Source organism: Microvirga sp. CF3062 (assembly GCF_036314045.1).
Classification (GTDB): domain Bacteria; phylum Pseudomonadota; class Alphaproteobacteria; order Rhizobiales; family Beijerinckiaceae; genus Microvirga.
This window is the reverse complement of sequence record NZ_JAYGGN010000003.1, coordinates 286,670-311,303: the sequence shown is the minus strand read 5'-3', so window position 1 is coordinate 311,303 and position 24,634 is coordinate 286,670. Positions and strand designations below refer to the sequence as shown.

At 64.1% G+C, this 24,634-nt stretch carries 23 protein-coding genes; 10 read left to right on the top strand and 13 right to left on the bottom strand.

What is annotated here, in order from left to right; translation table 11 throughout:
* Nucleotide 1 precedes the first annotated feature (1 nt).
* From iolE to VB618_RS07645, 3 genes are all read left to right on the top strand, one after another.
* Nucleotides 2-886, top strand: coding sequence for a myo-inosose-2 dehydratase (gene iolE, locus VB618_RS07655; protein ID WP_329795999.1), 885 nt, complete (start codon nt 2-4; stop codon nt 884-886).
* 12 nt (nt 887-898) lie between these two features.
* On the top strand, nt 899-1,702 hold the full coding sequence (gene iolB / locus VB618_RS07650) for a 5-deoxy-glucuronate isomerase (protein ID WP_329795998.1): 804 nt from the start codon (nt 899-901) through the stop codon (nt 1,700-1,702).
* Between the two features lie 69 nt (nt 1,703-1,771).
* On the top strand, nt 1,772-1,969 hold the full coding sequence (locus VB618_RS07645) for a hypothetical protein (RefSeq protein ID WP_329795997.1): 198 nt from the start codon (nt 1,772-1,774) through the stop codon (nt 1,967-1,969).
* Nucleotides 1,970-1,973: 4 nt separating this feature from the next.
* Here VB618_RS07645 and VB618_RS07640 read toward each other — a convergent pair whose 3' ends face one another.
* The 10 genes from VB618_RS07640 to VB618_RS07595 all read right to left on the bottom strand — a co-directional run bounded on the left by VB618_RS07640 (nt 1,974) and on the right by VB618_RS07595 (nt 11,162).
* A complete protein-coding gene (locus VB618_RS07640; RefSeq protein ID WP_329795996.1) occupies nt 1,974-3,005 on the bottom strand; it encodes a phosphotransferase family protein in 1,032 nt (343 codons plus the stop codon).
* 6 nt (nt 3,006-3,011) lie between these two features.
* On the bottom strand, nt 3,012-3,488 hold the full coding sequence (locus VB618_RS07635; protein ID WP_329795995.1) for a MaoC family dehydratase: 477 nt from the start codon (nt 3,486-3,488) through the stop codon (nt 3,012-3,014).
* Nucleotides 3,485-4,315 (bottom strand): SDR family NAD(P)-dependent oxidoreductase, encoded by an 831-nt coding sequence (locus VB618_RS07630; RefSeq protein WP_329795994.1) that lies wholly within the window; start codon nt 4,313-4,315, stop codon nt 3,485-3,487. The genes VB618_RS07635 and VB618_RS07630 overlap by 4 nt, the downstream gene beginning before the upstream one ends.
* Before the next feature lie 7 nt (nt 4,316-4,322).
* Nucleotides 4,323-5,966, bottom strand: coding sequence for a long-chain-fatty-acid--CoA ligase (locus VB618_RS07625; protein WP_329795993.1), 1,644 nt, complete (start codon nt 5,964-5,966; stop codon nt 4,323-4,325).
* Nucleotides 5,967-6,003: 37 nt separating this feature from the next.
* Complete coding sequence (locus VB618_RS07620; RefSeq protein WP_329795992.1) at nt 6,004-6,483, bottom strand: PaaI family thioesterase; 480 nt, start codon at nt 6,481-6,483, stop codon at nt 6,004-6,006.
* 65 nt (nt 6,484-6,548) lie between these two features.
* Entirely contained in the window at nt 6,549-7,715 is a 1,167-nt protein-coding gene (locus tag VB618_RS07615) for an ABC transporter substrate-binding protein (RefSeq protein ID WP_329795991.1), read from the bottom strand.
* A 116-nt stretch (nt 7,716-7,831) separates the two neighbouring features.
* Nucleotides 7,832-8,539, bottom strand: a complete 708-nt coding sequence (locus VB618_RS07610; protein ID WP_329795990.1) for an ABC transporter ATP-binding protein — start codon at nt 8,537-8,539, stop codon at nt 7,832-7,834.
* Nucleotides 8,526-9,290, bottom strand: coding sequence for an ABC transporter ATP-binding protein (locus tag VB618_RS07605; protein WP_329795988.1), 765 nt, complete (start codon nt 9,288-9,290; stop codon nt 8,526-8,528). Before VB618_RS07605 ends, VB618_RS07610 begins: the two co-directional genes overlap by 14 nt.
* The gene (locus VB618_RS07600) at nt 9,283-10,296 is read right to left on the bottom strand and encodes a branched-chain amino acid ABC transporter permease (RefSeq protein ID WP_329795986.1); all 1,014 of its coding nucleotides are present in this window, start codon (nt 10,294-10,296) and stop codon (nt 9,283-9,285) included. The genes VB618_RS07605 and VB618_RS07600 overlap by 8 nt, the downstream gene beginning before the upstream one ends.
* Nucleotides 10,296-11,162 (bottom strand): branched-chain amino acid ABC transporter permease, encoded by an 867-nt coding sequence (locus VB618_RS07595; protein WP_329795985.1) that lies wholly within the window; start codon nt 11,160-11,162, stop codon nt 10,296-10,298. The genes VB618_RS07600 and VB618_RS07595 overlap by 1 nt, the downstream gene beginning before the upstream one ends.
* 430 nt (nt 11,163-11,592) lie before the next feature.
* Between VB618_RS07595 and VB618_RS07590 the strand changes: the two genes are divergently transcribed.
* Nucleotides 11,593-12,879: a TetR/AcrR family transcriptional regulator gene (locus VB618_RS07590; RefSeq protein ID WP_329795984.1), complete on the top strand. Its 1,287-nt coding sequence runs from the start codon at nt 11,593-11,595 to the stop codon at nt 12,877-12,879.
* Here the strand turns inward: VB618_RS07590 and VB618_RS07585 are convergent.
* From VB618_RS07585 to VB618_RS07575, 3 genes are all read right to left on the bottom strand, one after another.
* Nucleotides 12,783-13,775, bottom strand: coding sequence for an alpha/beta fold hydrolase (locus VB618_RS07585; protein WP_329795983.1), 993 nt, complete (start codon nt 13,773-13,775; stop codon nt 12,783-12,785). The two genes, VB618_RS07590 and VB618_RS07585, sit on opposite strands and share 97 nt — an antisense overlap.
* 18 nt (nt 13,776-13,793) lie before the next feature.
* Entirely contained in the window at nt 13,794-15,863 is a 2,070-nt protein-coding gene (locus VB618_RS07580) for a 3-hydroxyacyl-CoA dehydrogenase NAD-binding domain-containing protein (protein ID WP_329796160.1), read from the bottom strand.
* Nucleotides 15,864-15,941: 78 nt separating this feature from the next.
* Nucleotides 15,942-17,144, bottom strand: a complete 1,203-nt coding sequence (locus VB618_RS07575) for an acetyl-CoA C-acyltransferase (protein ID WP_329795982.1) — start codon at nt 17,142-17,144, stop codon at nt 15,942-15,944.
* Nucleotides 17,145-17,405: 261 nt separating this feature from the next.
* Between VB618_RS07575 and VB618_RS07570 the strand changes: the two genes are divergently transcribed.
* The 6 genes from VB618_RS07570 to VB618_RS07545 all read left to right on the top strand — a co-directional run bounded on the left by VB618_RS07570 (nt 17,406) and on the right by VB618_RS07545 (nt 24,616).
* Complete coding sequence (locus VB618_RS07570) at nt 17,406-18,419, top strand: NADPH:quinone oxidoreductase family protein (protein ID WP_329795981.1); 1,014 nt, start codon at nt 17,406-17,408, stop codon at nt 18,417-18,419.
* The gene (gene pimA / locus VB618_RS07565; protein ID WP_329795980.1) at nt 18,416-20,089 is read left to right on the top strand and encodes a dicarboxylate--CoA ligase PimA; all 1,674 of its coding nucleotides are present in this window, start codon (nt 18,416-18,418) and stop codon (nt 20,087-20,089) included. Before VB618_RS07570 ends, pimA begins: the two co-directional genes overlap by 4 nt.
* A 47-nt stretch (nt 20,090-20,136) precedes the next feature.
* Nucleotides 20,137-21,333: a pimeloyl-CoA dehydrogenase large subunit gene (gene pimC / locus VB618_RS07560; protein WP_329795979.1), complete on the top strand. Its 1,197-nt coding sequence runs from the start codon at nt 20,137-20,139 to the stop codon at nt 21,331-21,333.
* 121 nt (nt 21,334-21,454) lie between these two features.
* Nucleotides 21,455-22,603, top strand: a complete 1,149-nt coding sequence (locus VB618_RS07555) for an acyl-CoA dehydrogenase family protein (protein WP_329795978.1) — start codon at nt 21,455-21,457, stop codon at nt 22,601-22,603.
* Between the two features lie 10 nt (nt 22,604-22,613).
* Nucleotides 22,614-23,855, top strand: coding sequence for an acyl-CoA dehydrogenase family protein (locus VB618_RS07550; protein WP_329795977.1), 1,242 nt, complete (start codon nt 22,614-22,616; stop codon nt 23,853-23,855).
* On the top strand, nt 23,852-24,616 hold the full coding sequence (locus VB618_RS07545) for an SDR family NAD(P)-dependent oxidoreductase (RefSeq protein ID WP_329795976.1): 765 nt from the start codon (nt 23,852-23,854) through the stop codon (nt 24,614-24,616). The genes VB618_RS07550 and VB618_RS07545 overlap by 4 nt, the downstream gene beginning before the upstream one ends.
* The last annotated feature ends 18 nt before the right edge of the window (nt 24,617-24,634 follow it).

Genomic DNA, 24,634 nt, shown 5'->3' with positions numbered 1-24,634 from the left:
AATGACGATCCGCATCGGGGCCAATCCTATCGGCTGGTCCAACGACGACATGCTCGAACTCGGCGGCGAGACGCCGCTGGAGGTGTGCCTGGCCGAGGCCAAGGAGGCCGGCTTCGAGGGCATGGAGCTCGGCAACAAGTTTCCACGCGAGCCGGAGGCCCTGAAGAAGGCGCTCGCGCCCTTCAACATGGCCTGCGTGTCCGGCTGGTATTCCGCCGAGCTTCTCACGCGTGATGCCGACGCCGAGATGAAGGCGCTGCGCCCGCATCTCGACCTGTTGAAGGCCATGGGCTCGAACGTGCTCGTCTTCGCCGAGACCTCTAACGCCATTCATGGCGACCGTTCCAAGCCCCTGTCGCAGCGCCCTGTGATGAAGGACGGCGACTGGGCCGAGTTCGGCCGCCGCATCACTGAAGTTGCGGAGCGGACGATGCAGGAAGGCGTGCGTGTTGTCTATCACCACCACATGGGCACCATCGTCGAGTCGGAAGCCGACATTGACGCCTTCATGAACTCGACCGGCGAGGCCGTTCACCTGCTGCTCGACACGGGCCATGCCACCTGGGGCGGCGCGGATCCGGCGGCGCTCGCCCGCCGCTACCGCAGCCGCATCAGCCATGTGCACACGAAGGACGTGCGAAAAAGCGCGATGGAGAAGTCGAAGGCCGAGGGCTGGAGCTTCCTCGATTCCGTCATCGAGGGCGTCTACACCGTGCCGGGCGATGGCATGGTGGATTTCGTTTCCGTGTTCAAGGAACTGCCGGGCTACAGCGGCTGGGTGGTGATCGAGGCGGAGCAGGATCCGAAGAAGGCGCATCCGCTCACCTATGCCAAGATGGGCTATGCCAATCTCACCCGGTACCTCAAGGAAGCCGGCCTGCGATAAGGAAGACATGCGATGTCGAAGCTTCTCGTCAAACCGTCGGCGCCCGATGGACAAGGGCGCATCCACGCGATCACGCCGCAATCGGCCGGCTGGACCTATGTGGGGTTCGAGGTCTACCGGCTGAAAAGCGGGCAGAGCCTGAAACAAGCGACAGGAGACCGGGAAGTCTGCATCGTTCTGCTCTCCGGCAAGGCACAGGTAAGCGCGGCGGGGCAGGATTTCGGCACGATCGGCGGGCGCTCCTCGCCGTTTGAGGCGGATCCATGGTCGCTCTACGCGCCCGCCCGCTCGGAGTGGTCGCTGACGGCCGAGACGGATTGCGAGATTGCCGTCTGCACCGCACCCGCCGAGGGCAAGCTGCCGGCCCGCGTGATCGGTCCCGATCAGGTGGGGCAGGAAACCCGCGGCAAGGGCACCAACACGCGCCATGTGCGCAACATCCTGCCCGAAACGGAGACGGCTGAGAGCCTGCTCGTGGTCGAGGTCATCACGCCCTCGGGCCATTGGTCGAGCTATCCGCCCCACAAGCACGACCGGGACATGCTGCCGCAGGAGTCGCTGCTGGAGGAGACCTATTACCACCGCCTCAATCCGCCTTCGGGCTTTGCGTTGCAGCGGGTCTATACCGACGATCGCTCACTGGACGAGACCCTGGCGGCAGCGAACGGCGACGTGGTGCTGGTGCCCAAAGGCTATCACCCGGTCGGCGCGCCGCACGGCTATGAGCTTTATTATCTCAACGTGATGGCCGGCCCGAAGCGGGTCTGGAAGTTCCACAACGACCCGGACCATGAGTGGATGCTGAAGCAGGCGTGAGACCGTCTGTCGCTTGATCTGCCTAAGCCTTTCGGGCATGAGGCGAACATCGTTTCTCTGAGAGGCCCCATGACCTGGTCCGATCTCGCCTCGCGCGCCTTCAAGACCGTGATCGCACTCGTCAGCGCCATCGTGATGGACTACGCGTTCCTGAACGGACGCATGACGCGCCAGGCCGTGGCGGGCATCGAGCGCATGGCCGCCGATGCTCCTGTCCTCGTCGACCGACTCGTGACCAGCGCGCTCAACATCAAGTGGGACCGCTGAGAATCTAGCGGGCTCCAACGACCTCCAGGGCCATTCCGGCCATCATCGGCACGGCCTCACCCATAAGACGCGCGCGCTCCGGGTTTGACGCGTTGCCGTCCAGGGAGCGCTTGTAGACGCCCTGCAGGATGGCGGCGAGGCGGAAGAAGCTGAAGGCGAGATAGAAGGGCCAGTGGCCAATCATTTCGGTCCCTGTCCGCCGGCAGTAGAGCTCAACGTACTCGGCTTCTGTGGGAATGCCATGGGCCTTCCTGTCAATCCCACCCAAGCCACGGAACGCCCCCTCCGAGGGCAGCCGCCACTGCATGCATTGATAAGCGAGATCAGCCAAGGGATGGCCCAGCGTTGACAGCTCCCAGTCCAGCACCGCCAGAATGCGCGTTCCCGCAGACTCGAAGATCATGTTGTCGAGCCGGTAATCCCCATGCACGAGGCTCACCCGCCCGTCATCCTCTGGCATGTTGCCTTCCAGCCATGCGATGAGGTCGTCCATGGCCGGAATGGGGTGCGTTTCGGAGGCACGATATTGGCCTGTCCAACGGGCGATCTGGCGCTCGAAATAGCTCCCCGGCTTGCCGTAATCGGCAAGACCAACCGCCGCGGGATCGACCCTGTGCAGCGCGGCGAGCGCGGCATTCATGGAATCGTAGATGGCGCTGCGTTCCGCAATCGGGAGATCCGGCAGCCTGCCGTCCCAGAAGATGCGCCCCTCCACATAATCCATGACGTAGAACATGGAGCCGATGATCGTCTCGTCATCGCACAGATGCAGGACGCGCGGCACGGGCACGTCGGTATGGGCGAGCGCCGCCATGACCCGGTACTCGCGGTCGACCGCATGGGCGGATTTCAGCAGCGTTCCAGGTGGCTTGCGCCGCAGCACGAAGCGGCCTTCGGTCGACGCGATCAGGAAGGTCGGATTCGATTGGCCACCAGCGAATTTCTCGGCGCCGACCAGTTGGCCAAAACCTGGAACATGCCCCGCGAGATAGGGGCCGAGGCGCTCCGTGTCGAGATGGGCTGCTTGCGCTGTCATGGACTGTCAACCGAGCACGGCAAGCGTAATCCAGTCGGCCGCAAGGGCCGGCTTCTCGGCACCCTCGATCTCGACGGTCACGTGGTAGCGCAGCATGGCCTGCGTGGCCGAGCGCATGGAGACCTCGGACAGGGTGAAGCATCCCCTCACCTGCGCTCCCGCCGGCACAGGCGCGAGAAAGCGGACACGCTCCAGGCCGTAGTTGATGCCCATGGTGCGGTTCCTGATCACCGGCAGCGCCTCCTGGCCCATGGCGGACAGGAGCGACAGGGTGAGAAAGCCATGCGCGATGGTGCCGCCAAAGGGCGTCTCCGTGAGGGCGCGCTCGGGATCGACATGAATGAATTGGAGGTCTTCCGTGACAGTCGCGAAGCGGTCGATCCTGTCCTGATCAATCACCTTCCAGGACGAGACGCCGACTTCCTGGCCAATTCGGCTCCTCAGGTCGTCGATGGAGACGGACAGCGGCGCATGCACGTTCATAGCGACGCCTCGCCGAAGATCTTGTGCCCGGTTTCTACGCCGATGCCGCCGTCCAGCGGTATGATGGCGCCTGTCGTGTAAGCCCCGCCACGACCGCAGAGAAACAGGAGCGCTCCCGCAATGTCATCCGGCCGGCCGATACGACTGAGAGGCACGCTGGCAGCGACCAGGGCGCGCTTGTGCTCGTCGCCCGTGGCGAAAGCCGTCATGCGGCTCTGGAAAGGCCCCGGAGCAAAGGCATTCACTGTGATGCGGCGCGGGGCGAACTCCTTTGCGAGGATCCGCGTGAGGTGGTGCACGGCGGCCTTCGAGGCCGCATAGGAATAGGCGTTGTCGCCGATGGGAGCCGCGCCCATGACGGAGCCGAGATTGACGATGCGGGCGGGATCGTCGTCGCCGGCTGCCGCCTCAAGCAGGGGCAGCAGCTGCTGGGTCAGCGTGAACAGACCCGCCACATTGACGGAGAACACGCCGCCCCACGCCTTATGCGGAAAATGCTCCAGCGGCTCGCCCCAGGTCTTGCCCGCATTGTTGACGAGGATGTGGAGGTGCGCCGTGCGTGCTTTCACCTCGGAGGCCAGCGCCACCACGCCGGCTTCCGTCCCCACATCGCCGGCGAAACCCTCCGCCGTACCGCCGGCATCGAGCGCATTCAGCTCCCGTGCGACCGCCTCGCACGCCTCGCCCTTACGCGAGGCGATCAGCACCCCCGCGCCGGCCCGCACGAGGGCCTCGGCGATCATGCGGCCGATCCCGGTGGCGCCCCCGGTCACGAGCGCCGTCTTGCCCGCGACCGAGAACAATGAGCCGAGGTAATCCTGAGTCATCGGGCGCTCACGCGGCCGTGGGAAGGACGTAATCCTTCAAGATCTTGCGTAGCTCCAGCTTGGAGATCTTGCCGGTGGCCGTGAGCGGAATGGCCTCGACGAAGAGCACGTCGTCGGGCACCTGCCAGCTTGCCACCTTGGTGGTGAGATAGGCCAGGATGTCGTCCTTCGCAGGATTCACATCGGGCTTCGGCACCACCACGAGCAGCGGCCGCTCTCCCCAGCGCGGATGCGGCATGGCGAGCACGGCGCAGTTGGCAACTCCCGGCGCACCCAGGGCCGCATTCTCGAGATCGATGGAGGAGATCCACTCGCCGCCGGACTTCACCAGATCCTTGGTGCGGTCCACGATCTGGAGGAAGCCGTCGGGTGTGATCTTGGCCACGTCGCCGGTCTTGAACCAGCCTTCCGAATCGAGGGCCTGTGTCGTCGCGGTCTCGTTGTTGTAGTAGCCGGAGGCCACGGACGGTCCACGCACGCAGAGCTCGCCGAAGATCTCGCCGTCCTTCGGCAGCTCCTTGCCGCTCTCGTCGACGATCTTCATGTCGACCATGAACAGGCGCCGTCCCTGGCGGACTTTGAGCGCGACCTTCTCCTCAAGCGGCAGCTGCTCCATGTCCGGGCTCAGCATGCCGAATGTCCCGATCGGGCTCATCTCTGTCATGCCCCAACCATGGCAGACGCTGATGCCGTAATCGCGCTCGAAGGCTTCGATCATCGGCTGCGGAGCCGCCGAGCCGCCGATGATCACGTCGGTCAGGCCCTCGGGCTTGCGGCCCTTCTGTTTCATCTCGTGCAGAAGCCCGAGCCACACGGTCGGCACACCCCAGCTGCTGTCGACCTTCTCGGCCTCCATGAGGTTGAACAGGCTCGCGCCATCGAGCTTCGCGCCGGGGAAGATCAACGAAGTGCCGGAGAGAGGCGCCGAATAGGGCAGTGCCCAGGCGTTAACGTGAAAGAGCGGCACCACGGGCAGGATCTTCTTGCCCATGCCGAAATAGCGCGAGGCGCCGATGACCGACGTCATGGCGTGAATCACCTGCGAGCGTTGCGAGTAGAGCACGCCCTTGGGCTCGCCCGTGGTGCCGGAGGTGTAGCTCAGCGCCGCCGCGGTGTTCTCGTCGAGGTCTGGCCAGGTGATCGTGTCCGGCTGGCCGGTGAGCAGATCCTCGTAGCACTGGAGACCGTCGAGTCCCTCCTGCGCCGGCATCGTCTCGCGGCCGGTCATTGCCACGAAGGTGATGTTCTGGGGCAGCTTCGGCCGCAGGGCTGCGACGAGCGGCGCGAATGTAATGTCGAAGAAGAGAGCCGTGTCCTGCGCGTGGTTGATGATGTAGACGAGCTGCTCGGGAAAGAGGCGCGGATTGATGGTGTGGCATACGGCCCCGATGCCGGAAATCGCATAGTAGAGTTCGAAATGCCGGTAGCCGTTCCAGGCGAGGGTTGCAACGCGATCACCCGGCTTGACGCCGATCGCGCGCAGACCATGCGCCAGCTGGGCGATGCGCTTGTGGATGTCCTTGTAGGCGGTGCGGTGGATGCCACCTTCAGTGGCAACCGAGACGATCTGGGTGTTGGCGTGCACCTCCGCGGCCAGATCGATGATTGCCGGGATCGACAGCTGCCGATCCATCATCATTCCCTTCAACATCGTTTCTTCCCTCCGTTTTTTGCTTATTGTCAGGAATTTATCGGCCGCTTGCGACTTGTCCAGTCTCACGCAGGGGCGGCATCGAGGCTTGGTCGAGGACCGCGATCGTCGCGAGCGCAACCGCCGTCTGCTTCTCGCGTCCGTCTTTTTCGGTGAAGACGTCCGCCGCCACGATGATCATGCGGCTGCCGGGCTTGACCACCCGCGAGCGGCAGATGAGGCGGCTCCCGTCGGCCGGCGAGAACAGGTTGAGCTTGTATTCGGCCGTGAGAACACCCTGCCCCGGCTTGAGAACAGTCGCGGCCGCAATGGTCGTGCCGTTGTCGATCAGGAAGGCCGTGACGCCGCCGTGGAACAGGCCGTGCTGCTGGAGCAGATCGTCCCGACGGGTGACGGAGATCGTCGAGGAGCCGGGCGCCAGCTCGTCGATCTGCGCGCCGACGAGATGCATGAAGCCCTGGAGGGCCACCCGCTCCCGGATACCGGCAGCGCGGATGTCGAATGGGATTGTATCCATGCGGATCGACTGCCCCTCTGCGAAAGAAACAGGGCCAGCTTTGAAGCTGGCCCTGCCATCAAGATTTACTGGCCGAGGCTTGCCGCCTCGACGGTCTCGACCTTGCCGCCCTTGACGACGCCCACCACGATATTGGCGTTGGTGCCGCCGCGATCATCGACGCTGGTGATACGCGCCGGGTTTCTCTCCGGCGGCAGCTTGCCATAGGCTTCGCTCAGCTTGCCATGGATCGCCTTCGGGTCGGAGACCGTGCCGGCAAGCTTCATGGCCTCGGCCACGGCGTTGAGCGTCGAGTAGTGATAGGACGCCTCAGTGCCGGGGTTGCGGTCGTATTGCTTCTTGAACTTCGCGATGAAGGCTTCCGTGCCCGGACGCTTGTCATAGATCAGCGGCAGGACGCCGACCGAGCCTTCAAGCATGTCCATGCCGCCGGTGACGGCTGCCATCTCGTCGAGCTTGGCCTGATCCATCACGGCGAAGCCGCCCTTGAAGCCGAGTTCGCGCGCCTGCTTGGCGATGAGAGCCGTGGGCTCGGAGGCACCGCCGATGAACAGCACGTCGGGGCTCGCGGCCAGCACGCGGCTCACGCCGCTGTAGAAGTCCGTGTCCTTGTTGTAGGACATCGGGTTCTCGGCCACGATCTGGCCTCCGGCCTTCGTCCATGCCGGACCGAAGAGCTGCGCCCAGGCCTTCGCGTAGTCATGGTCGCCGCCGGCCATGGCGAGCTTCTTGCCGAAGGTCTTCATCTGCACGTTGATGAAGGGCTGCACGTAACCTGCAAAGGACGGCGGGATGCGCAGGGTGAGCTTGTTGCCGCGCTCCGTCATATTCGGCACGCTGGTGTAGGCGCCGAGGATGAAGTTGTCCTGCTCGTTGAAGGCCTGGATCGCGAAGGCGCCGCCGGAATGGGGCGTGAAGACCATCGGCGTGTTGTTCTGCGCCTTCAGACGCTTGGCGTTCACGGCCGCTTCGCTGGGCGAATACTTGTCGTCGAGCGCTACGATGTTGAACTTGTATTTCTTACCGCCGACATCGAAGCCGCCGGCGTCGTTGATCTCCTTCGCGGCCATTTCGAGGCCGACCAGGGTGTTCTTGCCATAGAGCGCGGCGCCGCCGCTGAGCGGGCCGGTATAGCCGATATTGACGCTTTCCTGAGCCGATGCGACGGACGCGAAACCAGCCGCGAGCGTCACTGCGCCTGCGGTGTAAACCAGGTGTTTCCAAAGAGCCATTTGCTTTCCTCTCCTCTTGTTCTTTCTTCATGGGGCAGGAGTTCCATCGTGACCGGCTCCTGTCTCTCTGTTGGCGAACCGTTTGAGGTTCGCAGGCTTCCACAACCGGCGCCGGATCAGGCGCCGATATAGGCTTTCCGAACACGCTCATCGTTGAGCAGGGTGTCCCGGTCGCCTTCCATGACGATCCGGCCGCTCTCGATGACGTAGGCGCGGTGGGCGATTTGCAAGGCCGCATAGGCATTCTGCTCGGCGAGCAGCACCGTCGTGCCCTTGTCGTTGATCGCCTTGATGACGCCGAGCACCTGCTTGACCACGAGGGGGGCAAGGCCGAGCGACGGCTCGTCCAGCAGCAGGACCTGCGGCCGCCCCATCAGAGCGCGGCCGATCGCCACCATCTGCTGCTGGCCGCCGCTCAAGGACCCGGCCATGTCGTTTCGCTTCTCGTGCAGGATCGGGAACATCTCGAAGACCTGATCGAGAATCTTCTCAGATTCCTTCTTGTCCTGGCGATGGACATAAGCGCCGAGAAGCAGGTTCTTGCGCACGGACATTTCGGGGAAGAGCTTGCGCCCCTCCGGGCAATGCACCACTCCCGACTGGACGATCTGAGACGGCTTGCGCCCGGCGATGTTCTGGTCCTTGAACCAGATGCTGCCGCGGGTGAGCTTGCGCAATCCGCTGATGGCGAGAAACAGCGAGCTCTTGCCGGCGCCGTTGGCCCCCAGCATCACCACGAGCTCTCCGGGCTCCGCATGGATCGAGATTCCGTCGAGCGCCCGGAAGCTGCCGTAATTGAGCTGTGCTCCCTCAAGCCGCAGCATAATCAGCTCCCAAATAGGCTTCGATCACGCGCTGGTCGGACCGGATCTGCGCCGGCGTGCCTTGAGCGATCATCTCGCCGTGGTCGAGCACCACGATCTTGTCGGCAAGGCTCATGATCATGTCCATCTTGTGCTCGATCAGGCAGACCGTCAGTCCCTTGCGGATCATCTTGCGGATGAGCTCGGCCAGCCCCAGCGTCTCCTCCGGGTTGACGCCGCCGGCGGGCTCGTCGAGCAGCACGATCTTCGGGTCGGTGGCGAGCGCCAGAGCGAAGGCGACGCGTTTGCGCTCCTCCTGCGAAATATCCGCCGCCAGATGATGCGCCACCGATGAGAGGCCGACGAAGTCGAGCACTTCCTCGGCCTTGGCACGGCAGCGATGCTCGTCCTCTTTCAGACGCTTCGTATTGAGCACCACGTCCCAGAAGGTGGATGTGGTGCGAAGCCGATGCCCGACGATGAGGTTGTCGAGGACCGTCGCCTTGTCGAACAGAGTGGTCGACTGGAAGGTGCGCGCGACACCGAGCTTCGCGACGTGGTCGGGCCTGAGGCCCGTCACGTCCTGCCCGTCGAAGATGATGCGCCCGGTGGTCGGCTTATGATAGCCGCTCACAAGATTGAAGAAGGTGGTCTTGCCGGCGCCGTTTGGGCCTATGATCGCGTTGATGCGGTTTTTCTCGAAGGTGGTGGTCACATCGCGGACCGCCGTCAACCCGCCGAAACGCTTTGTCAGCCCCTGAATCTCAAGCATTGGTGCTGACCTCATGCTGCGAGCCTATCACGGACCGCTTGAGGCGCCTGTCCTGCATGGAGGCTGCCGCCCGCCGCGCCTGCCTTTCGCGCCAATAGCCGATGAGGCCTTGCGGGAAATACATGACCAAGAGGATCAGGAGCGGGCCGAACACGATCATTCGGAAATCCTGCAGGAACTGCAGGGATTGCGTCAGCCAGGTGAGCAGGATCGCCCCGAGCAATGGCCCGAACAATGTGCCGATACCGCCAACGAGGATGAAGGCGATCATGTCGAAGGTGTGGCTCTCCAGCGCCATGGCCGGACCGATGAAGCGCACGAAGCCGGCATAAAGCGCGCCGGCCATTCCGGCATAGAAGGTGGAAAGCACGAAGGCCAGAACCTTGGTGCGCATCAGGTTGATGCCCAGGGTCTCGGCAAGGTCCTCACCGTTGCGGATGGCGATAAAGGCACGGCCGAGCAGGGAATGCACGATCCGGCTCATCAGCCACAGGCTCACGACGAGGAAGAACAGCACGAGATAGTACTGCGACCAGGTGTTGTCGAAACGGATCGGGCCGATGCCGGTGGGGGCCGGAATGTCGATGATGCCCACCGTTCCATGGGTCAGCGCATCCGATTTCTCGATGATGAGATAGATCATGAAGCCGACGCAGAGCGTGAAAATCGAGAAGAAGTGCCCTTTCAGCCGCAGCGAGAGGAGGCCGGCGAAGAAGCCGATGATCGCACTCAACGCGCCGGCGACAACGAAGGCGATCCAGTACGGCACCCCATAATCGACTGTGAGGATGCCGACCGTGTAGGCGCCGATGGCCATGAAGCCCGCATGCGCCAGGTTGAGCTGACCCGTATAGCCCAGGATGAGGTTGAGGCCCACTGCTGCGATCGCCATGATGTAGGCGAGCGACATCACGTAGATGTAGTAGTCGTTCGCAGCGATCATCGGGAACACGATGGCCAACACCAGCAGGACGGCGAGAAGAGGCTTTTGCCAGGTCTTCGACATTATGCCCGGGCTCCCGTGGGAAAGAGGCCCTGGGGCCGGAACGACAGGATCAGGACGAGCAGCGCGAACGCGATGATGTCCTTGTAGTTCGTAGAGACGTAGAAGGCCCCGAAGCTCTCGGCGAACCCAATCACCAAGCCGCCGACAATGGCGCCCGGAATGCTGCCCATGCCGCCCAGGATAATGATCACGAAGGCCTTCATGATCACGAGATGGCCCATGGAGGGATAGATCAGGTTGATTGGCGCAAAGAGCGTCGCGGCCACCGCCGCAAGCGCACCGGAAATCACGAAGGTGAGGACCGACACCTTCGTGGCGTCGATGCCGACGAGGGAGGCGCCTTCGCGGTTCTGCGCCATGGCGATGATCGTGGAGCCGGTGAGCGTGCGCGTCAGGAAGAGATGGAGCACGAACATCAGGCCGAACGCCGCCGCGATGATGATCAAACGCTGCGCAGGCGCAACGAGGTCGAAGAGGCGCACGATCTGCGGATAAGGCGGAGCGAGGCGATGGAACTCCGCACCCCAGATCGCCTGAATGCCTGCTTCCAGAAACAGCAGGAGGCCGATCGCCGCGATCATGTCGTGCAGCGGCGGCGCGTTTCTGAGGCGATGGAAGATGAGCCGGTCCGACAGGACCGCGAGAAGAGCCACCACGAGCGCCGCTCCGGCCATGGCGACCCAGTAGTTCGCGCCGAGCGAGCCCACGAGATAAAAGGCCACATAGGCTCCCACCATGTAGAGAGCACCATGGGCGAAGTTGGGGATGTGAAGAATCCCGTAGACGAGCGTGAGACCAAGCGCCACGAGCGCATAGACGCTCCCGAGCGTCAGCCCGTTCAGAAGCTGCTGAAAAAAGATGTTCAAGGAGCCGCGTCCTCCTCCTGGGCTCCGGGCTCCCGTGCTCGACCGCGATTCCCTGCCTGGCTGGGGCAGGAACGAGGGACTGTGACTTGCGGCACCAGACCCTCAAACCGGAAGAACCGGGCTCCTCGGATCGTTTCCTCTCGAATGAACGGTACGGTCCTTTTCAGGGCCGCCCCGCCGGCAAGGCTTCATTGGCCCTGTCCTGTGTCTGGGAGGAGACTGACACGAGAATATGGCCTCGTCAACGGATCATGGAAGCAGAATTGCACCGACTTCGGGCGGATAGGAATTCGCGCTCGACACCCTCTTAGAATAACCGGTACAGTCGAACTGTTGCACGCGCGGCATCGCTCCCGGCACCAATTCATGCTAGGAGCTCAATCATGGGCGGCCTTGAGCCTGCCCTCGGGCCAGGAGCCACAAGACTGCCATGACGCCGACCTCCAACGCTCTCCCGCGCCAGACCAAGCGCTACGAGCAGAAGCGACAGGCCATCCTCGATGGGGCCGTCCAGCTCTTCAATCAAAAGGGATTGAAGGGGACGACCCTGGCCGATGTGGCGCAGAGCGTCGGACTGATCACCAACAGCGTCACCTATTATTACCGCAAGAAGGAGGAGCTGGCGACCGCCTGCCTCCTGCGCTCCATCGAAGCGCTCGATGCGCTCATCGCCACCGCCCTGCAGCGGGAGACACCGGACGAGCGCCTGCGGGCGATCCTGCGGCTTTACTGCGAAAGGCTGGCGGAGAGCGCCTCGGGAGACCGGCCGCCGCTCATGAGCTTCAGCGACATGCGGTCCCTGACCAGTCCGCATGTGGAGCTGGTGTTCGATACCTACAACCAGATGTTTCGGCATCTGCGCAGCCTGTACGATCTCGACGGCGCGCCGGCCTTAAGCCGGGCCCAGAAGAATGCCAGGGCCCACCTGCTGATCTCGGTCATGCACGGCGTCCGGCACTGGATCGACCATTACGAGCCCCAGGATTATCGGCGCGTTGCTGACAGGATCAGCGATATCCTGATCCACGGGCTTGCCGGGCCGCAATCGGCGTGGCGCCCCACGGTGCTGCCGCAGATGACCTGGCCCTCCGTTGAGGAGGTCTCGCCCGAGGCATTCCTGCGTTCGGCCACCATCCTGATCAACGAGCAGGGCTATCGGGGCGCCTCCGTGGAAAAGATTTCAGCCCGGCTGAACGTCACCAAGGGATCGTTCTACCATCACAACGACAACAAGGACGACCTCGTGACCGCCTGCTTCGAGCGCACCTTCGCGGTGGTGCGGCAGGTCCAGCAAGCTGCAGAATCGGACGGTGAAACCGGCTGGGATCGCCTGTGCGCCGCAACGAGCGAGCTGATCCGCTACCAGCTCTCCGATCAGGGCCCGTTGCTGCGCATCTCCGCCTTCAGCGCCCTGCCGGAAGGCCTGCGGGGCGAGACGAAGCGGACGATAGACCGCTTGGCCCAGCGCTTCGGCAGCTTCGTGGTCGACGGTATGGTGGACGGCTCGATCCGTCCGCTCGACCCCTTCGTGGCCGCCCACATGGTCGACAGCGCCATCAACGCTGCAGTGGAGCTTGAACGCTGGATTTCAGGAGTCACGCGGGAAACGGCAGCGGAAATCTATGCCAGACCGCTGTTCATCGGCATATTCTCGCCGGAAGTGGAGGCCCAGCCGGCCAGCATGACGCGCAATGCCGTAATCAGCGCGAGAGGCTGATCGATCGGCACATGGTGGTAAGCCTCGGGAATGTCGATCACCGGGGTGCCGGGCGGCAGGAGCTTCCGCATCCGTGCGATGTCCCCCTCGTGCATCAGGGTGGAACGGGCTCCCAGCAGAACCGCGAGCGGGCATTTCGGCGCCGACAGGGCCGGCGCCGGATCCTCCCATTCGTAATCACGCCAGAGATACGGATCGAAGCGCCAAGTCCAACCGGATTCCTCGGGCGTCTCGACCTGCGTCAGCGAGGTTCGGGCGATGAAGTCGGCGATGAAAAGGTTCTCGCAGGGCTGCGCGGGCACGAGCCGGAAACGCTGCAGGGCGGCCTCCAGCGTCGGATAGATCTTGTGGGGGCGCATCTCCCAGGCGGCCCCCTTCTCCTTGCGCTCCTTGCGACGCTCGGGAGAGAAGATCGGGGTGTCGATGATGATCCCGCCGCCCAGGCGCTCCCCGTGCCGCGCGGCGGCCTCGATGATGGGAAAGCCCCCGAAGGAATGGCCGATGAAGACAGGCTTGGTGTCGCTCTCGAACAAGCCCGTCGCCTCGGCGATCGCCATCGCCTCCTGGACGAAGATGTCGAAGGAATAGCGCTCGCGCCGGTCCGACCCGCCCATGCCCGACCAGGAGAGGGCGGTGCAGCGATACTCGTTTGAGAAGAACGGCGCGATGAAGCTCCACCAATCGGCATGGGCCCCATTGCCGTGAAGGAACAGGAGCCCCGGCTTGCCGCGCTCGCCCCAGGTGAGTGTTTCGATCCGAGCGCCTGCCGCCTCAACGAAGCCCCGCTCCGGCGCATCCGCCAGAGCCTGCCTGAACCAGTCCGGCGCGTTAGGGCGCGTGCCGGCCAGCGACGCAAGCAGCGTCTGGCGCCGCGGATTGGGAGCCGTGTCGTTCATGGCAGGCGCAATTCCTGATCAGAGATCGCGAAAGCCCTTACCTTCGGCGACGAGGCGCTCGAGCAGTGCTGCAGGTTTAAAGTTTGCTCCATACTGTGCCTCGTAGGCGCGCAGTCGGTCGAACACTTTGCCCAACCCCACCTGCTCGCCATAGAACATCGGACCACCGCGATAAACCGGCCAGCCATAGCCGTTGATCCACACGATATCGATGTCGGAGGAGCGGATGGCGATGCCCTCTTCCAGGATCTTCGCGCCCTCGTTGATCATCGTATAGACGCAGCGCTCCAGGATCTCCTGATCGGAAATTTTCCGGCGCGTGATGCCATTCTTCGCCGAGAGATCGAGGATGATCTGCTCCACGAGCTCGGATGGCTTGGCATTGCGGTTCTCGTCGTAATCGTAGAAGCCCGCGCCCGTCTTCTGGCCGCGGCGGTCCTGCTCGCAGAGGATCTCACGCACGGTCTCGCCTTTAGAGGTTTCGCGCGACCAGCCGATGTCGAGGCCGGCGAGATCAGCCATGGCGAAGGGGCCCATGGGGAAGCCGAACTCATAGAGCACGCGGTCCACATCCCACGGCATTGCGCCTTCGAGAATCAGGCGGTTAGCCTCGCGCTGGCGCGGCTCGAGCATGCGATTGCCGACAAAGCCATGGCAGACGCCCACCAGTACGGCGATCTTGCCGATCTGGCGGCCGAGCTGCATGGCGGTGGCGATCACCCGCTTGTCGGTCTTCTCGCCGCGCACGACCTCGAGCAGCCGCATGATGTTGGCCGGCGAGAAGAAGTGCATGCCCAGCACATGCTCCGGCCGCTTCGTCATCGCGGCGATCTCGTTCACGTTGAGATAGGACGTGTTGCTGGCGAGAATCGCACCGGGCTTGGCGATGGCATCGAGCTTGGTGAAGATCTCCTTCTTGATCGCCATGTTCTCGAACACGGCCTCGATGATGAGGTCGCAATCGGCCAGATCCTGCATGTTGAGGCTGCCGGTGAGGAGCCCCATGCGGCGCTCCACGTCCTCCATGCTCATGCGGCCCTTCTTGGCCGTGCTCTCGTAGTTGCGGCGGATGACGCCGAGGCCGCGCTCCAACGCCTCGGGCTTCGCCTCGACGATGGTGACGGGCAGCCCCGCATTGGCGAAGTTCATCGAGATGCCGCCGCCCATGGTGCCGGCGCCGATGATGCCGACCTTCTTCACCGGCAGGGTCGGCGTGTCGTCGGAAATATCCGGAATCTTCCAGACCTGGCGCTCGGCGAAGAACACGTGGCGCTGGGCGGCCGATTGCTCGCCGCTCACGAGCTCCTGGAACAGCTGGCGCTCCAGTTTGATGCCCTCGTCGAAGGGCAGGTTCACGGCGGCCTCGATGCAGCGGATGTTGTATTCCGGCGCCTGGAACCCGCGGAACTTGCGGGCATTCGCCTTGCGGAATCCTTCAAAAATCTCCGGCTTGCCGCGCGTTGCCGCGATCTTGTCGTCGAGGTCGCGCACCTTCTTCAAGGGACGGTTCTCCGCAACCACCTTGCGCGCAAACGCGATGGCGCTGGCCAGAAGATCCTTCTCGTCGACGAGTTCATCGACGATGCCCATCTCCTTCGCGGCCTTTGCCGAGATCGGGCTGCCTGAGGTGACCATCTCCATGGCCCGCTCCGGCCCCACGAGACGCGGCAGGCGCTGCGTGCCGCCGGCGCCCGGCAGCAATCCGAGCTTCACTTCCGGAAAGCCGCATTTCGCCGAGGGCACGGCCACACGGTAATGGCAGGCGAGCGCCGTCTCCAGACCTCCGCCGAGCGCCGTCCCGTGTAGAGCGGCGACCACCGGCTTCGCCGAAGCCTCGATGAAGTCCACGACCTCGGGCAGCATCGGGTGCTTCGGTAGCTTGCCGAATTCGCTGATATCGGCACCGGCGAAGAAGGTGCGGCCTTCGCAATGCAGCACCACGGCTTTGACTGCCGAATCGGCTCCCGCTGCCCTGATGCCCTCCACGATGCCTTCGCGCACCTGCGCGGAGAGCGCGTTCACGGGAGGCGAGTTGATGGCGAGCACCGCGATCTCGCCGTCGCGTCTCAGCTCGACGACGGGATTGATGCGGGTTGCGGACGTGGTCTCGGCGGCGGTGTCCATGCTGCTTTCCTCCCCAGATCGCGATTCGTTCGACGTTGATGCTTAATAGATTTCGAAAAGACCGGCAGCACCCATGCCGCCACCGACACACATGGTGACGACGCCGTATTTCGCGCCGCGACGCTTGCCCTCGATGAGGATATGCCCGGTCATGCGCGCGCCTGACATGCCATAGGGGTGGCCGATGGAGATGGCGCCGCCGCTTACGTTGAGCTTCTCGTTGGGAATGCCTAGTCGGTCGCGGCAATAGAGCACCTGGCAGGCGAAGGCTTCATTGAGCTCCCAGATGTCGATGTCGTCCACCGTCAGCCCATGCTGCTTGAGCAGCTTCGGCACAGCGAAGACCGGCCCGATGCCCATCTCGTCCGGATCGCACCCGGCCACCGCCATGCCACGATAGGCGCCGAGCGGCTGCAGCCCGCGGCGCTCGGCCTCCCCCGCTTCCATCAGAACAGACGCCGAGGCGCCGTCCGACAGTTGCGATGCGTTGCCGGCCGTGATGAAGCGGCCTTCCTTCACGCGCAACCCATCCTTGAAGACGGGGTTCAGCGCCTGCAGGTCCTCGAGCCGCGTCTGCGGGCGGTTGCCCTCGTCCTGCGCGAGCGTGATCTCCCGCTGGGAGGTGGCGCCGCTCGCCTTGTCGACCACGACCATGCGGGTCGTCATGGGCACGATCTCGGCCGCGAAGCGCCCCTCGGCCTGGGCCTGCGCGGTGCGCTGCTGCGACTGCAGGGCGTATTCGTCCTGCGCCTCGCGGGAGATTCCATAGCGGTCGGCCACAGTCTCGGCCGTCTCGAGCATGGTCATGTAAAGCGCCGGAACCGTCTCCACGAGCGCGGGATCCTTGGCGCGGTAGCGATTCGCATGCTCGTTCTGGACAAGGGAGATCGATTCGAGGCCGCCGCCCACCGCAATGTCGATCCCGTCGACGACGATCTCCTTCGCCGCCGTTGCAATGGCCATGAGGCCCGAGGCACATTGCCGGTCCATGCTCATGCCGGCAATGGTCGTCGGCAGCCCCGCGCGGAGAGCGGCCTGACGGGCGATGTTCGACCCGGTCGAGCCCTGCTGCATGGCTGCGCCCATGACGACATCGCCGATCTCGCCCGGATCGATCCCGGCGCGCTTCACGGCCTCGGCGATGGCATGGCCGCCGAGAGCCTGGGCCTGGGTGTCGTTGAAGGCGCCGCGATAAGCTTTTCCGATGGGGGTGCGGGCCGTGGAAACGATGACAGCTTCACGCATCTTGGGATCCTCCCTGGATCGCTGGGGCGGTTGCAGCCCCTTCATTCCAAGCGACCCGACGCCGGCGGCGTCGAGCGCTCCTGACCTTGTTGGTGCTATTAATGACAAAAGCGGTATGTTTTTGTCTACCCCAAATCCATTTGAAAATATGAGGAAAATTCACGCCGCCAGAGTTTTTCGAAAAATCGGCTTGCATCTGGAAACGGCCGGGATACCCTACCTCCAACACATAGTGCACGCTTTCTGGGGAGGAAGCGAAGGATGCTGGCCCTACTCAGCAAACAGCCGGGCGGACCCGAGACGCTCGTGCTGGAAACCGTGGCCGAGCCCAGTCCGAAGCCGGGCGAAGTCCTGCTGGCCGTCAGGGCCTGCGGGGTGAACTATCCCGACGCGCTGATCATCGAGGACCGCTACCAGTTCAAGCCCGAGCGCCCCTTCGCGCCGGGCAGCGAGGTCTCCGGCATTGTCGAAGCGGTTGGCGAAGGCGTGTCCTTCCTGAAAGCCGGCGACCGGGTGATCGGCTCCTGCGGCTGGGGCGGCATGGCCGAGAAGCTCGCCCTTTCGGCCGACCGCTGCATTCCGATGCCGGACGCCATGCCCTTTGACGAGGCCGCCGCCTTCGTCATGACCTATGGCACCTCCTATCACGCTCTCAAGGACCGGGCTCAGTTGAAGGCAGGCGAGACCCTGCTGGTTCTGGGCGCAGCCGGAGGCGTCGGGCTCGCAGCCGTGGAACTCGGCAAGGCGATGGGCGCGAAGGTCATCGCCGCCGCCTCTTCGGACGAGAAGGCGGCGCTTGCGAAACGGCATGGCGCCGATGAGAGCATCGTGTATGCGCCCGGTCCCTTCGACCGGGATGGCATCAAGTCTTTGGCCGAGCAGTTCAAGGCAGCCTGCGGCCCAAACGGTGCCGACGTGATCTATGACCCCGTGGGCGGCGATTACTCGGAAGCGGCCTTGCGCGCTATTGCCTGGGAGGGACGCTTTCTCGTGGTCGGATTTCCGGCCGGGATCCCGAAGCTTCCTCTCAACCTGCCGCTCCTGAAATCCTGCCAGATCGTCGGCGTGTTCTGGGGCGCCTTCGCCAAGCGCGACCCGAAAGCCAATGCAGCCAATCTCCGGGAGCTTCTCGATCTCTACGCAGGCGGGAAAATCAAACCAGTTATCTCGGAGCGCGTGCCCTTGGATCGTGCGGGCGAGGCCATCGCAGCCTTGAGTGGGCGCAAGGCTCTTGGCAAGATCGTCGTCACCATGAATGGGACGGACGCATCATGAGCCGGACGGCCTTTCCCTGGGAGCCCTCCTATCCCCCCGGCGTTCGGTGGGATGCTCCCATCGTGCCGTCGACGCTGCCCAAGCTCCTTGACGACGCGGTGGCGGCCTATGGCGACAAGCCTGCCATCGAATACCGGGACAGGCACATCAGCTACACCGAGATCGGCCGTCAGGCCGATGCATTCGCCGCCGCCCTTCTCCGCTCGCCCGCCGATGCCCCGGAAGCGGTCGCGCTCTACCTGCCGAACACGCCTTATCATCCTTATGCCTTCTTCGGCGCCGCGAAGGCCGGGATCCGTCTCGCTCATCTGAGCCCGCTCGATGCCGAACGGGAACTGGCGCACAAGCTGCACGACAGCGGCGCGCGCATTCTCGTGACGACCAATCTCGCCAGCATGCTGTCCATGGCGCTCAAGCTCCTGGATGCCGGGCACGTGGATCGGCTGATCATCGGGGAAGATGCCGTCTGGGGTCCATGCCCGGCGCCCGTCATGCCGATTCCCGAGCGGCCCGACATCATCACCTTCGAGGCCTTCACGCGCGATGCTGCCTTGCCCGCGCAATGGCCCGCCATCGCGCCGGGCGACATCGCGCTGCTGCAATACACGGGTGGTACCACCGGCACTCCGAAGGGCGCCATCCTCACCCATGGCAACCTGACGGCGGCGGTCGCCATGTACGAAGCGTGGTTCGGCCCGCAGCTGAACACGCGCCCCAGGGAGCAGAAGGTGATCTGCGCCCTGCCGCTGTTCCACATCTACGCGCTGACTACGATCCTGCTGCGCCAGATCCGGAACGGCAACGAGATCCTGCTGCGCCTGCGCTTCGATCCCGAGACCACATTGCGCGACATCGAAGTGAAGCGCGCCACAGCCTTTCCGGGTGTTCCCACCATGTGGATTGCGCTGGCGAACTATCCGGGTCTCGAGAACCGCGACTTCTCCTCAGTGATCCATCTCAGCTCCGGAGGAGCGCCCCTGCCGGTCGAGGTCGGGGAGCGCTTCCATCGTCTTACGGGGCAGCGTCTCCTCGGCGGCTGGGGCATGACGGAAACGTCTCCTGCCGGCACGAACCTGCCGCTGAAAGGACCGCCGAAGCCGGGCTCCATCGGCATCCCCATGCCGGGCGTCGAACTCGACATCGTGTCCCTCGACGATCCCCGCCAAGTGCTCGGGGTGCGCGAGACCGGCGAGCTACGCGTCCGGGGTCTCAACGTCTGCCGCGGCTACTGGAACAAGCCGAAAGAGACGGCCGAGGCCTTCACCCCGGACGGCTTTCTCACCGGCGACATCGGGTACATGGACGAGGACGGCTACTTCTTCATCGTCGACCGTCGCAAGGACATGATCATTTCCGGCGGCTTCAACGTCTACCCGCAGATGATCGAGCAGGCGGTCTACGAGCACCCGCAGGTGGAGGAGGCTCTCGTGATCGGCATTCCGGACACCTATCGGGGCGAGGCCGCCAAGGTGTTCGTCAAGTTGAGGAACGGCGCTCCCGGCTTCACCCTGGAAGAGCTGCAGGCGTTCCTGGCCGACAAGATCGGCAAGCACGAGATGCCGGCCGCTCTCGAAATCCGCGACGCGCTTCCGCGCACCTCCGTCGGCAAATTGTCGAAGATCGAGCTGCGCGACACCGAGCGACGCAAGGCGGAGAACGCCACGTCATGACCCTCCGCCCCCGTTCCCTTGGTTTTTCGGTCTAGAGGATATCGCCCATGGATCTGCGCTTCACCGATGAGGAGCTCGCCTTCCGCGACGAGGTTCGCGAGTTCTTCCGCACCGCCCTGCCCGACTCGATCCGCCGCAAGATGATTCAAGGTCATCATCCGAGCAAGGACGACCTCGTCACCTGGAGCCGCATCCTCAATGCCAAGGGCTGGGCCGTGCCGCATTGGCCCGTGGAATGGGGCGGCACCGGCTGGAGCCCGGTGAAGCAATACATCTTCCGTGACGAGCTGCAGCAGGCGCCAGCTCCCGAGCCGCTGGCCTTCGGCGTCAGCATGGTCGGCCCGGTGATCTACACCTTCGGCAACGAGGACCAGAAGCGCCGCTTCCTGCCCCGCATCGCCAATCTCGACGATTGGTGGTGCCAGGGCTTCTCCGAGCCGGGCGCCGGCTCCGACCTCGCGTCGCTCAAGACCACGGCCAAGCGCGACGGCGACCACTACATCGTCAACGGCCAGAAGACCTGGACCACGCTCGCCCAGCATGCGGATTGGATCTTCTGCCTGGCGCGCACGGATTCTGCCGTGAAGAAGCAGGAGGGCATCTCGTTCCTTCTCATCGACATGAAGACGCCGGGAATCACCGTCCGGCCGATCCAGACCATCGACGGCGGGCACGAGGTCAACGAAGTGTTCTTCGACGATGTGCGCGTGCCGGTCGAAAATCTCGTCGGCCAGGAGAACAAGGGCTGGGACTACGCCAAGTTCCTGCTCGGCAACGAGCGCGTCGGCATCGCCCGCATCGGGATCTCGAAGGCACGCCTGAAGCGCGTGCGCGAACTCGCGAGCCTGGAGCGAATCGGTGACGTGCCGCTGATCGATGTCCCCCGCTTCCGCGAGAAGCTCGCCGCCGTGGAGGTGGAGCTGAAGGCGCTCGAGATGACGCAGCTGCGCGTGGTGGCGGCCGAGAGCCGACGCGAGAAGGGCAAGCCCGATCCGGCGTCCTCGATCCTCAAGATCAAGGGCTCGGAGATTCAGCAGGCCACCACCGAGCTCCTGATGGAGGTCGTCGGCCCCTTCGCCATGCCCTACCACCCGGAGGAGGAGGGCCGCAACGAGCCCCTCGACGGACCGGACTGGGCGAGCGCTGCCGCGCCGACCTATTTCAACTGGCGCAAGATCTCGATCTATGGCGGCTCGAACGAAATCCAGAAGAACATCATCGCCAAGGCGATCCTGGGGTTCTGACAAGGAATGTCATCCCCGGCGGTCCGAGAGGACCGGGAAGGGGATCCACCCGCACGTTCGACATTGATGGATTCTCTTCCCCTCCGCTGCGCTCCGGCCGGGAATGACAAGGAGACACGACATGGACTTTGATCTCAGCGAAGAACAGCGCCTGCTGAAGGACAGCGTCGATCGCCTGATGGCGGACCGCTACGATTTCGAGAACCGCCAGCTTTATGCCAAGGAGCCCGAAGGCTGGAGCCGGGCGCTGTGGAGCGCCTATGCCGAGCTCGGCCTTCTCGCCCTCCCCTTCGACGAAGCCCATGGCGGCTTCGGCGGTGGGCCCGTGGAAACCATGGCGATCATGGAGGCCTTCGGACGCTCTCTGGCGCTCGAGCCTTATCTCCCTACCGTCATTCTCGGCGGAGGCCTGCTGCAGCATGGCGGCAGCGAGGAGCAGAAGGCGGCTTACCTGCCTCAAGTTGCTGCAGGCGATCTGCGCCTCGCCTTTGCCCACACGGAGCGGCAGTCGCGCTACGACCTTTTCGATGTCGGAACGACAGCGCAGCGCGACGGCGGCAGCTTCATCCTCAACGGGCAGAAGAGCGTCGTGCTGCACGGCGACAGCGCCGACAAGATCCTGGTGACCGCGCGCGTTGCAGGCTCCCGCCGCGACCGCGAGGGCATCGGCCTCTTCCTCGTCGATGCGAATGCACCTGGCCTCTCTCGCCGGGGCTATCCCACGCAGGACGGGCAGCGCGCCGCCGAGGTGATTCTGGAATCGGTGCGCGTCGATGCGGAAAACGTCATCGGCAATCCGGAAAGCGCTCTGCCCGTCGTGGAAAAGGTGACCGACATCGCCATCGCGGCGCTTGCCGCCGAGGCCATCGGGGCCATGGACGAGATGCTCAAACTCACGGTCGACTACCTGAAGACCCGGAAGCAGTTCAACACCACCATCGGGTCGTTCCAGGTGCTGCAGCACCGCTCCTCCGAGATGTTCATCGCCCTCGAACAGGGACGCAGCATGGCGATGTTTGCCGCCATGATGGCGCAGGAGCAGAATGCGGAAGAGCGCCGCAAGGCGATCTCGGCCGCGAAAGTGCAGATCGGCCGCTCCGGCCGCTTCGTCGGGCAGCAGGCGGTCCAGCTGCATGGCGGCGTCGGCATGACCATGGAATACAAGGTCGGCCATCTCTTCAAGCGCGTGACGATGCTCGACACCCTGTTCGGCGATGCCGATCATCATCTCTCCAAGCTTGCCGAACCCGGCGGCCTGATCGCAGCCTGAGGAGGCGTCGATGCTGTTTCCCATAAGCCCGCGGGCCGAAGACTTGCGCCACCGCGTCACGGAATTCATGGAAGCTCATGTCTATCCGGCGGAAGAGATCTTCGAGCAGCAGCTCAACGCCATGCCCAACCGCTGGGGCGTGGTGCCGGTCATGGAGGATCTGAAAGAGCGCGCCAAGACTCAAGGGTTGTGGAACCTGTTTCTCCCCAAGCGCCACTATCCGGATTCCCTGTCGAATCTCGAATACGCCATGGTGTGCGAGATCATGGGGCGCTCGCCGATAGGAGCCGAGCCGTTCAACTGCTCGGCGCCCGACACGGGCAACATGGAGACCCTCATTCTCTACGGCACGGAGGAGCATAAGGAGCGCTGGCTCAAGCCCCTGATGGAGGGCGAGATCCGCTCATGCTTTGCCATGACCGAGCCGGAGGTGGCCTCGTCGGACGCCACCAACATCCGCACCGAGATCCGCCGCGAAGGCGATGAATACGTGATCAACGGGCGCAAGTGGTGGACCTCCGGCGCCATGGATCCGCGCTGCAAGATCGCCATCGTCATGGGCAAGACGAACCCGGATGCGCCCAAGCACCAGCAGCAATCGATGATCCTGGTGCCGCTGGATACGCCCGGCGTGACGGTGGTCCGTCCGCTCACCGTCTTCGGCTACGACGACGCGCCGCACGGCCATGCGGAAGTTCTGTTCGAGAACGTGCGCGTGCCCGCCTCCAACATCCTGCTCGGCGAAGGGCGCGGCTTCGAGATCGCTCAAGGCAGGCTCGGGCCTGGCCGCATCCACCATTGCATGCGCTCCATCGGCTTGGCCGAGCGCGCGCTGGAGACGATGTGCAAGCGGGCCCTGTCGCGCAGCACCTTCGGCAGACAGGTAGCCGATCATGGTGTGACGCGTCACTGGATCGCCGAGTCGCGCATGGAGATCGATCAGGCGCGCCTGCTGACTCTCCAGGCCGCGCGCATGATGGACGAAGTCGGCAACAAGGCAGCCCGTGCCGAGATCGCCATGATCAAGGTGGTGGCGCCGAACGTGGCGCAGAAGGTGGTGGATCGCGCGATTCAAGTCTGCGGGGGCGGTGGCGTCAGTCAGGACTTCCACTTGGCTTACGCCTATGCCCGTGCCCGCGTGCTGAGACTCGCGGATGGCCCTGACGAGGTGCATCGCGAGACTGTCGCCAAGATCGAGCTCGCGAAGTACAAGCCGGCCGACCGGCCGCACAATGCAGGACCTGCCGCATGACCAATCCCTTCGACTTGTCCGGAAAGGTGGCCATCGTCACTGGCTCAAGCCGCGGCATCGGTCGCTCCATTGCGGAAACCATGGCATCGCTCGGCGCGAAGGTGGTGGTGTCGAGCCGCAAGATCGAGGCCTGCGAGCCGGTGGTCGAGGGCATTCGAGAGAAGGGCGGCGAGGCCATCGCCGTTCCCTGCAACATTTCGCGTAAACCTGAAGTCGAAGCGCTCGTTACCAATACACGGGAGCGCCTCGGGCAGGTCGACATCCTGGTCTGCAACGCTGCCGTCAATCCGGTCTACGGTCCCATGAGCAGCCTCACCGACGAGGCCTTCGACAAGATCATGGGCGCCAACGTGAAGAGCAATCTCTGGCTCTGCAATCTCGTCATGCCGGAGATGGCCGAGCGGGGCGGCGGCGCTGTCGTGATCGTCTCGTCGATTGCGGGATTGCGCGGTACGGGCGTGATCGGCGGCTACGGCATCTCGAAGGCGGCGGACTTTGCCCTTGCCCGCAATCTCGCGGTGGAATGGGGCCCGCAGAACGTGCGCATCAACTGCATCGCGCCGGGCTTGGTGAAAACAGATTTCGCCCGCGCATTGTGGGAAGACCCGCAGGCCCTGGAGCAGCGCAACAGCCAGACGCCTCTGCGCCGGATCGGCACGCCCGACGAGATCGGCCCTGTGGCCGCCTTCCTGGCCTCATCGGCATCGAGCTTCATGACAGGACAGACCGTGGTGGTGGATGGCGGCGTCACGATTGCATGACGTTAGGTGGAACAGGAG

Excerpts from the sequence above, each read along its gene's own strand:
- VB618_RS07610 (WP_329795990.1), bottom strand. The coding sequence starts at position 8,539 with ATGCTGCGGCTTGAGGGAGCACAGCTCAATTACGGCAGCTTCCGGGCG.
- VB618_RS07545 (WP_329795976.1), top strand. The coding sequence starts at position 23,852 with ATGACCAATCCCTTCGACTTGTCCGGAAAGGTGGCCATCGTCACTGGC.
- pimC (WP_329795979.1), top strand. The coding sequence starts at position 20,137 with ATGGATCTGCGCTTCACCGATGAGGAGCTCGCCTTCCGCGACGAGGTT.
- pimA (WP_329795980.1), top strand. The coding sequence starts at position 18,416 with ATGAGCCGGACGGCCTTTCCCTGGGAGCCCTCCTATCCCCCCGGCGTT.
- VB618_RS07630 (WP_329795994.1), bottom strand. The coding sequence starts at position 4,315 with ATGACTCAGGATTACCTCGGCTCATTGTTCTCGGTCGCGGGCAAGACG.
- iolE (WP_329795999.1), top strand. The coding sequence starts at position 2 with ATGACGATCCGCATCGGGGCCAATCCTATCGGCTGGTCCAACGACGAC.
- VB618_RS07620 (WP_329795992.1), bottom strand. The coding sequence starts at position 6,483 with ATGGATACAATCCCATTCGACATCCGCGCTGCCGGTATCCGGGAGCGG.
- VB618_RS07590 (WP_329795984.1), top strand. The coding sequence starts at position 11,593 with ATGACGCCGACCTCCAACGCTCTCCCGCGCCAGACCAAGCGCTACGAG.
- iolB (WP_329795998.1), top strand. The coding sequence starts at position 899 with ATGTCGAAGCTTCTCGTCAAACCGTCGGCGCCCGATGGACAAGGGCGC.
- VB618_RS07570 (WP_329795981.1), top strand. The coding sequence starts at position 17,406 with ATGCTGGCCCTACTCAGCAAACAGCCGGGCGGACCCGAGACGCTCGTG.
- VB618_RS07640 (WP_329795996.1), bottom strand. The coding sequence starts at position 3,005 with ATGACAGCGCAAGCAGCCCATCTCGACACGGAGCGCCTCGGCCCCTAT.
- VB618_RS07575 (WP_329795982.1), bottom strand. The coding sequence starts at position 17,144 with ATGCGTGAAGCTGTCATCGTTTCCACGGCCCGCACCCCCATCGGAAAA.
- VB618_RS07550 (WP_329795977.1), top strand. The coding sequence starts at position 22,614 with ATGCTGTTTCCCATAAGCCCGCGGGCCGAAGACTTGCGCCACCGCGTC.
- VB618_RS07555 (WP_329795978.1), top strand. The coding sequence starts at position 21,455 with ATGGACTTTGATCTCAGCGAAGAACAGCGCCTGCTGAAGGACAGCGTC.
- VB618_RS07615 (WP_329795991.1), bottom strand. The coding sequence starts at position 7,715 with ATGGCTCTTTGGAAACACCTGGTTTACACCGCAGGCGCAGTGACGCTC.
- VB618_RS07605 (WP_329795988.1), bottom strand. The coding sequence starts at position 9,290 with ATGCTTGAGATTCAGGGGCTGACAAAGCGTTTCGGCGGGTTGACGGCG.
- VB618_RS07600 (WP_329795986.1), bottom strand. The coding sequence starts at position 10,296 with ATGTCGAAGACCTGGCAAAAGCCTCTTCTCGCCGTCCTGCTGGTGTTG.
- VB618_RS07645 (WP_329795997.1), top strand. The coding sequence starts at position 1,772 with ATGACCTGGTCCGATCTCGCCTCGCGCGCCTTCAAGACCGTGATCGCA.
- VB618_RS07585 (WP_329795983.1), bottom strand. The coding sequence starts at position 13,775 with ATGAACGACACGGCTCCCAATCCGCGGCGCCAGACGCTGCTTGCGTCG.
- VB618_RS07635 (WP_329795995.1), bottom strand. The coding sequence starts at position 3,488 with ATGAACGTGCATGCGCCGCTGTCCGTCTCCATCGACGACCTGAGGAGC.
- VB618_RS07625 (WP_329795993.1), bottom strand. The coding sequence starts at position 5,966 with ATGTTGAAGGGAATGATGATGGATCGGCAGCTGTCGATCCCGGCAATC.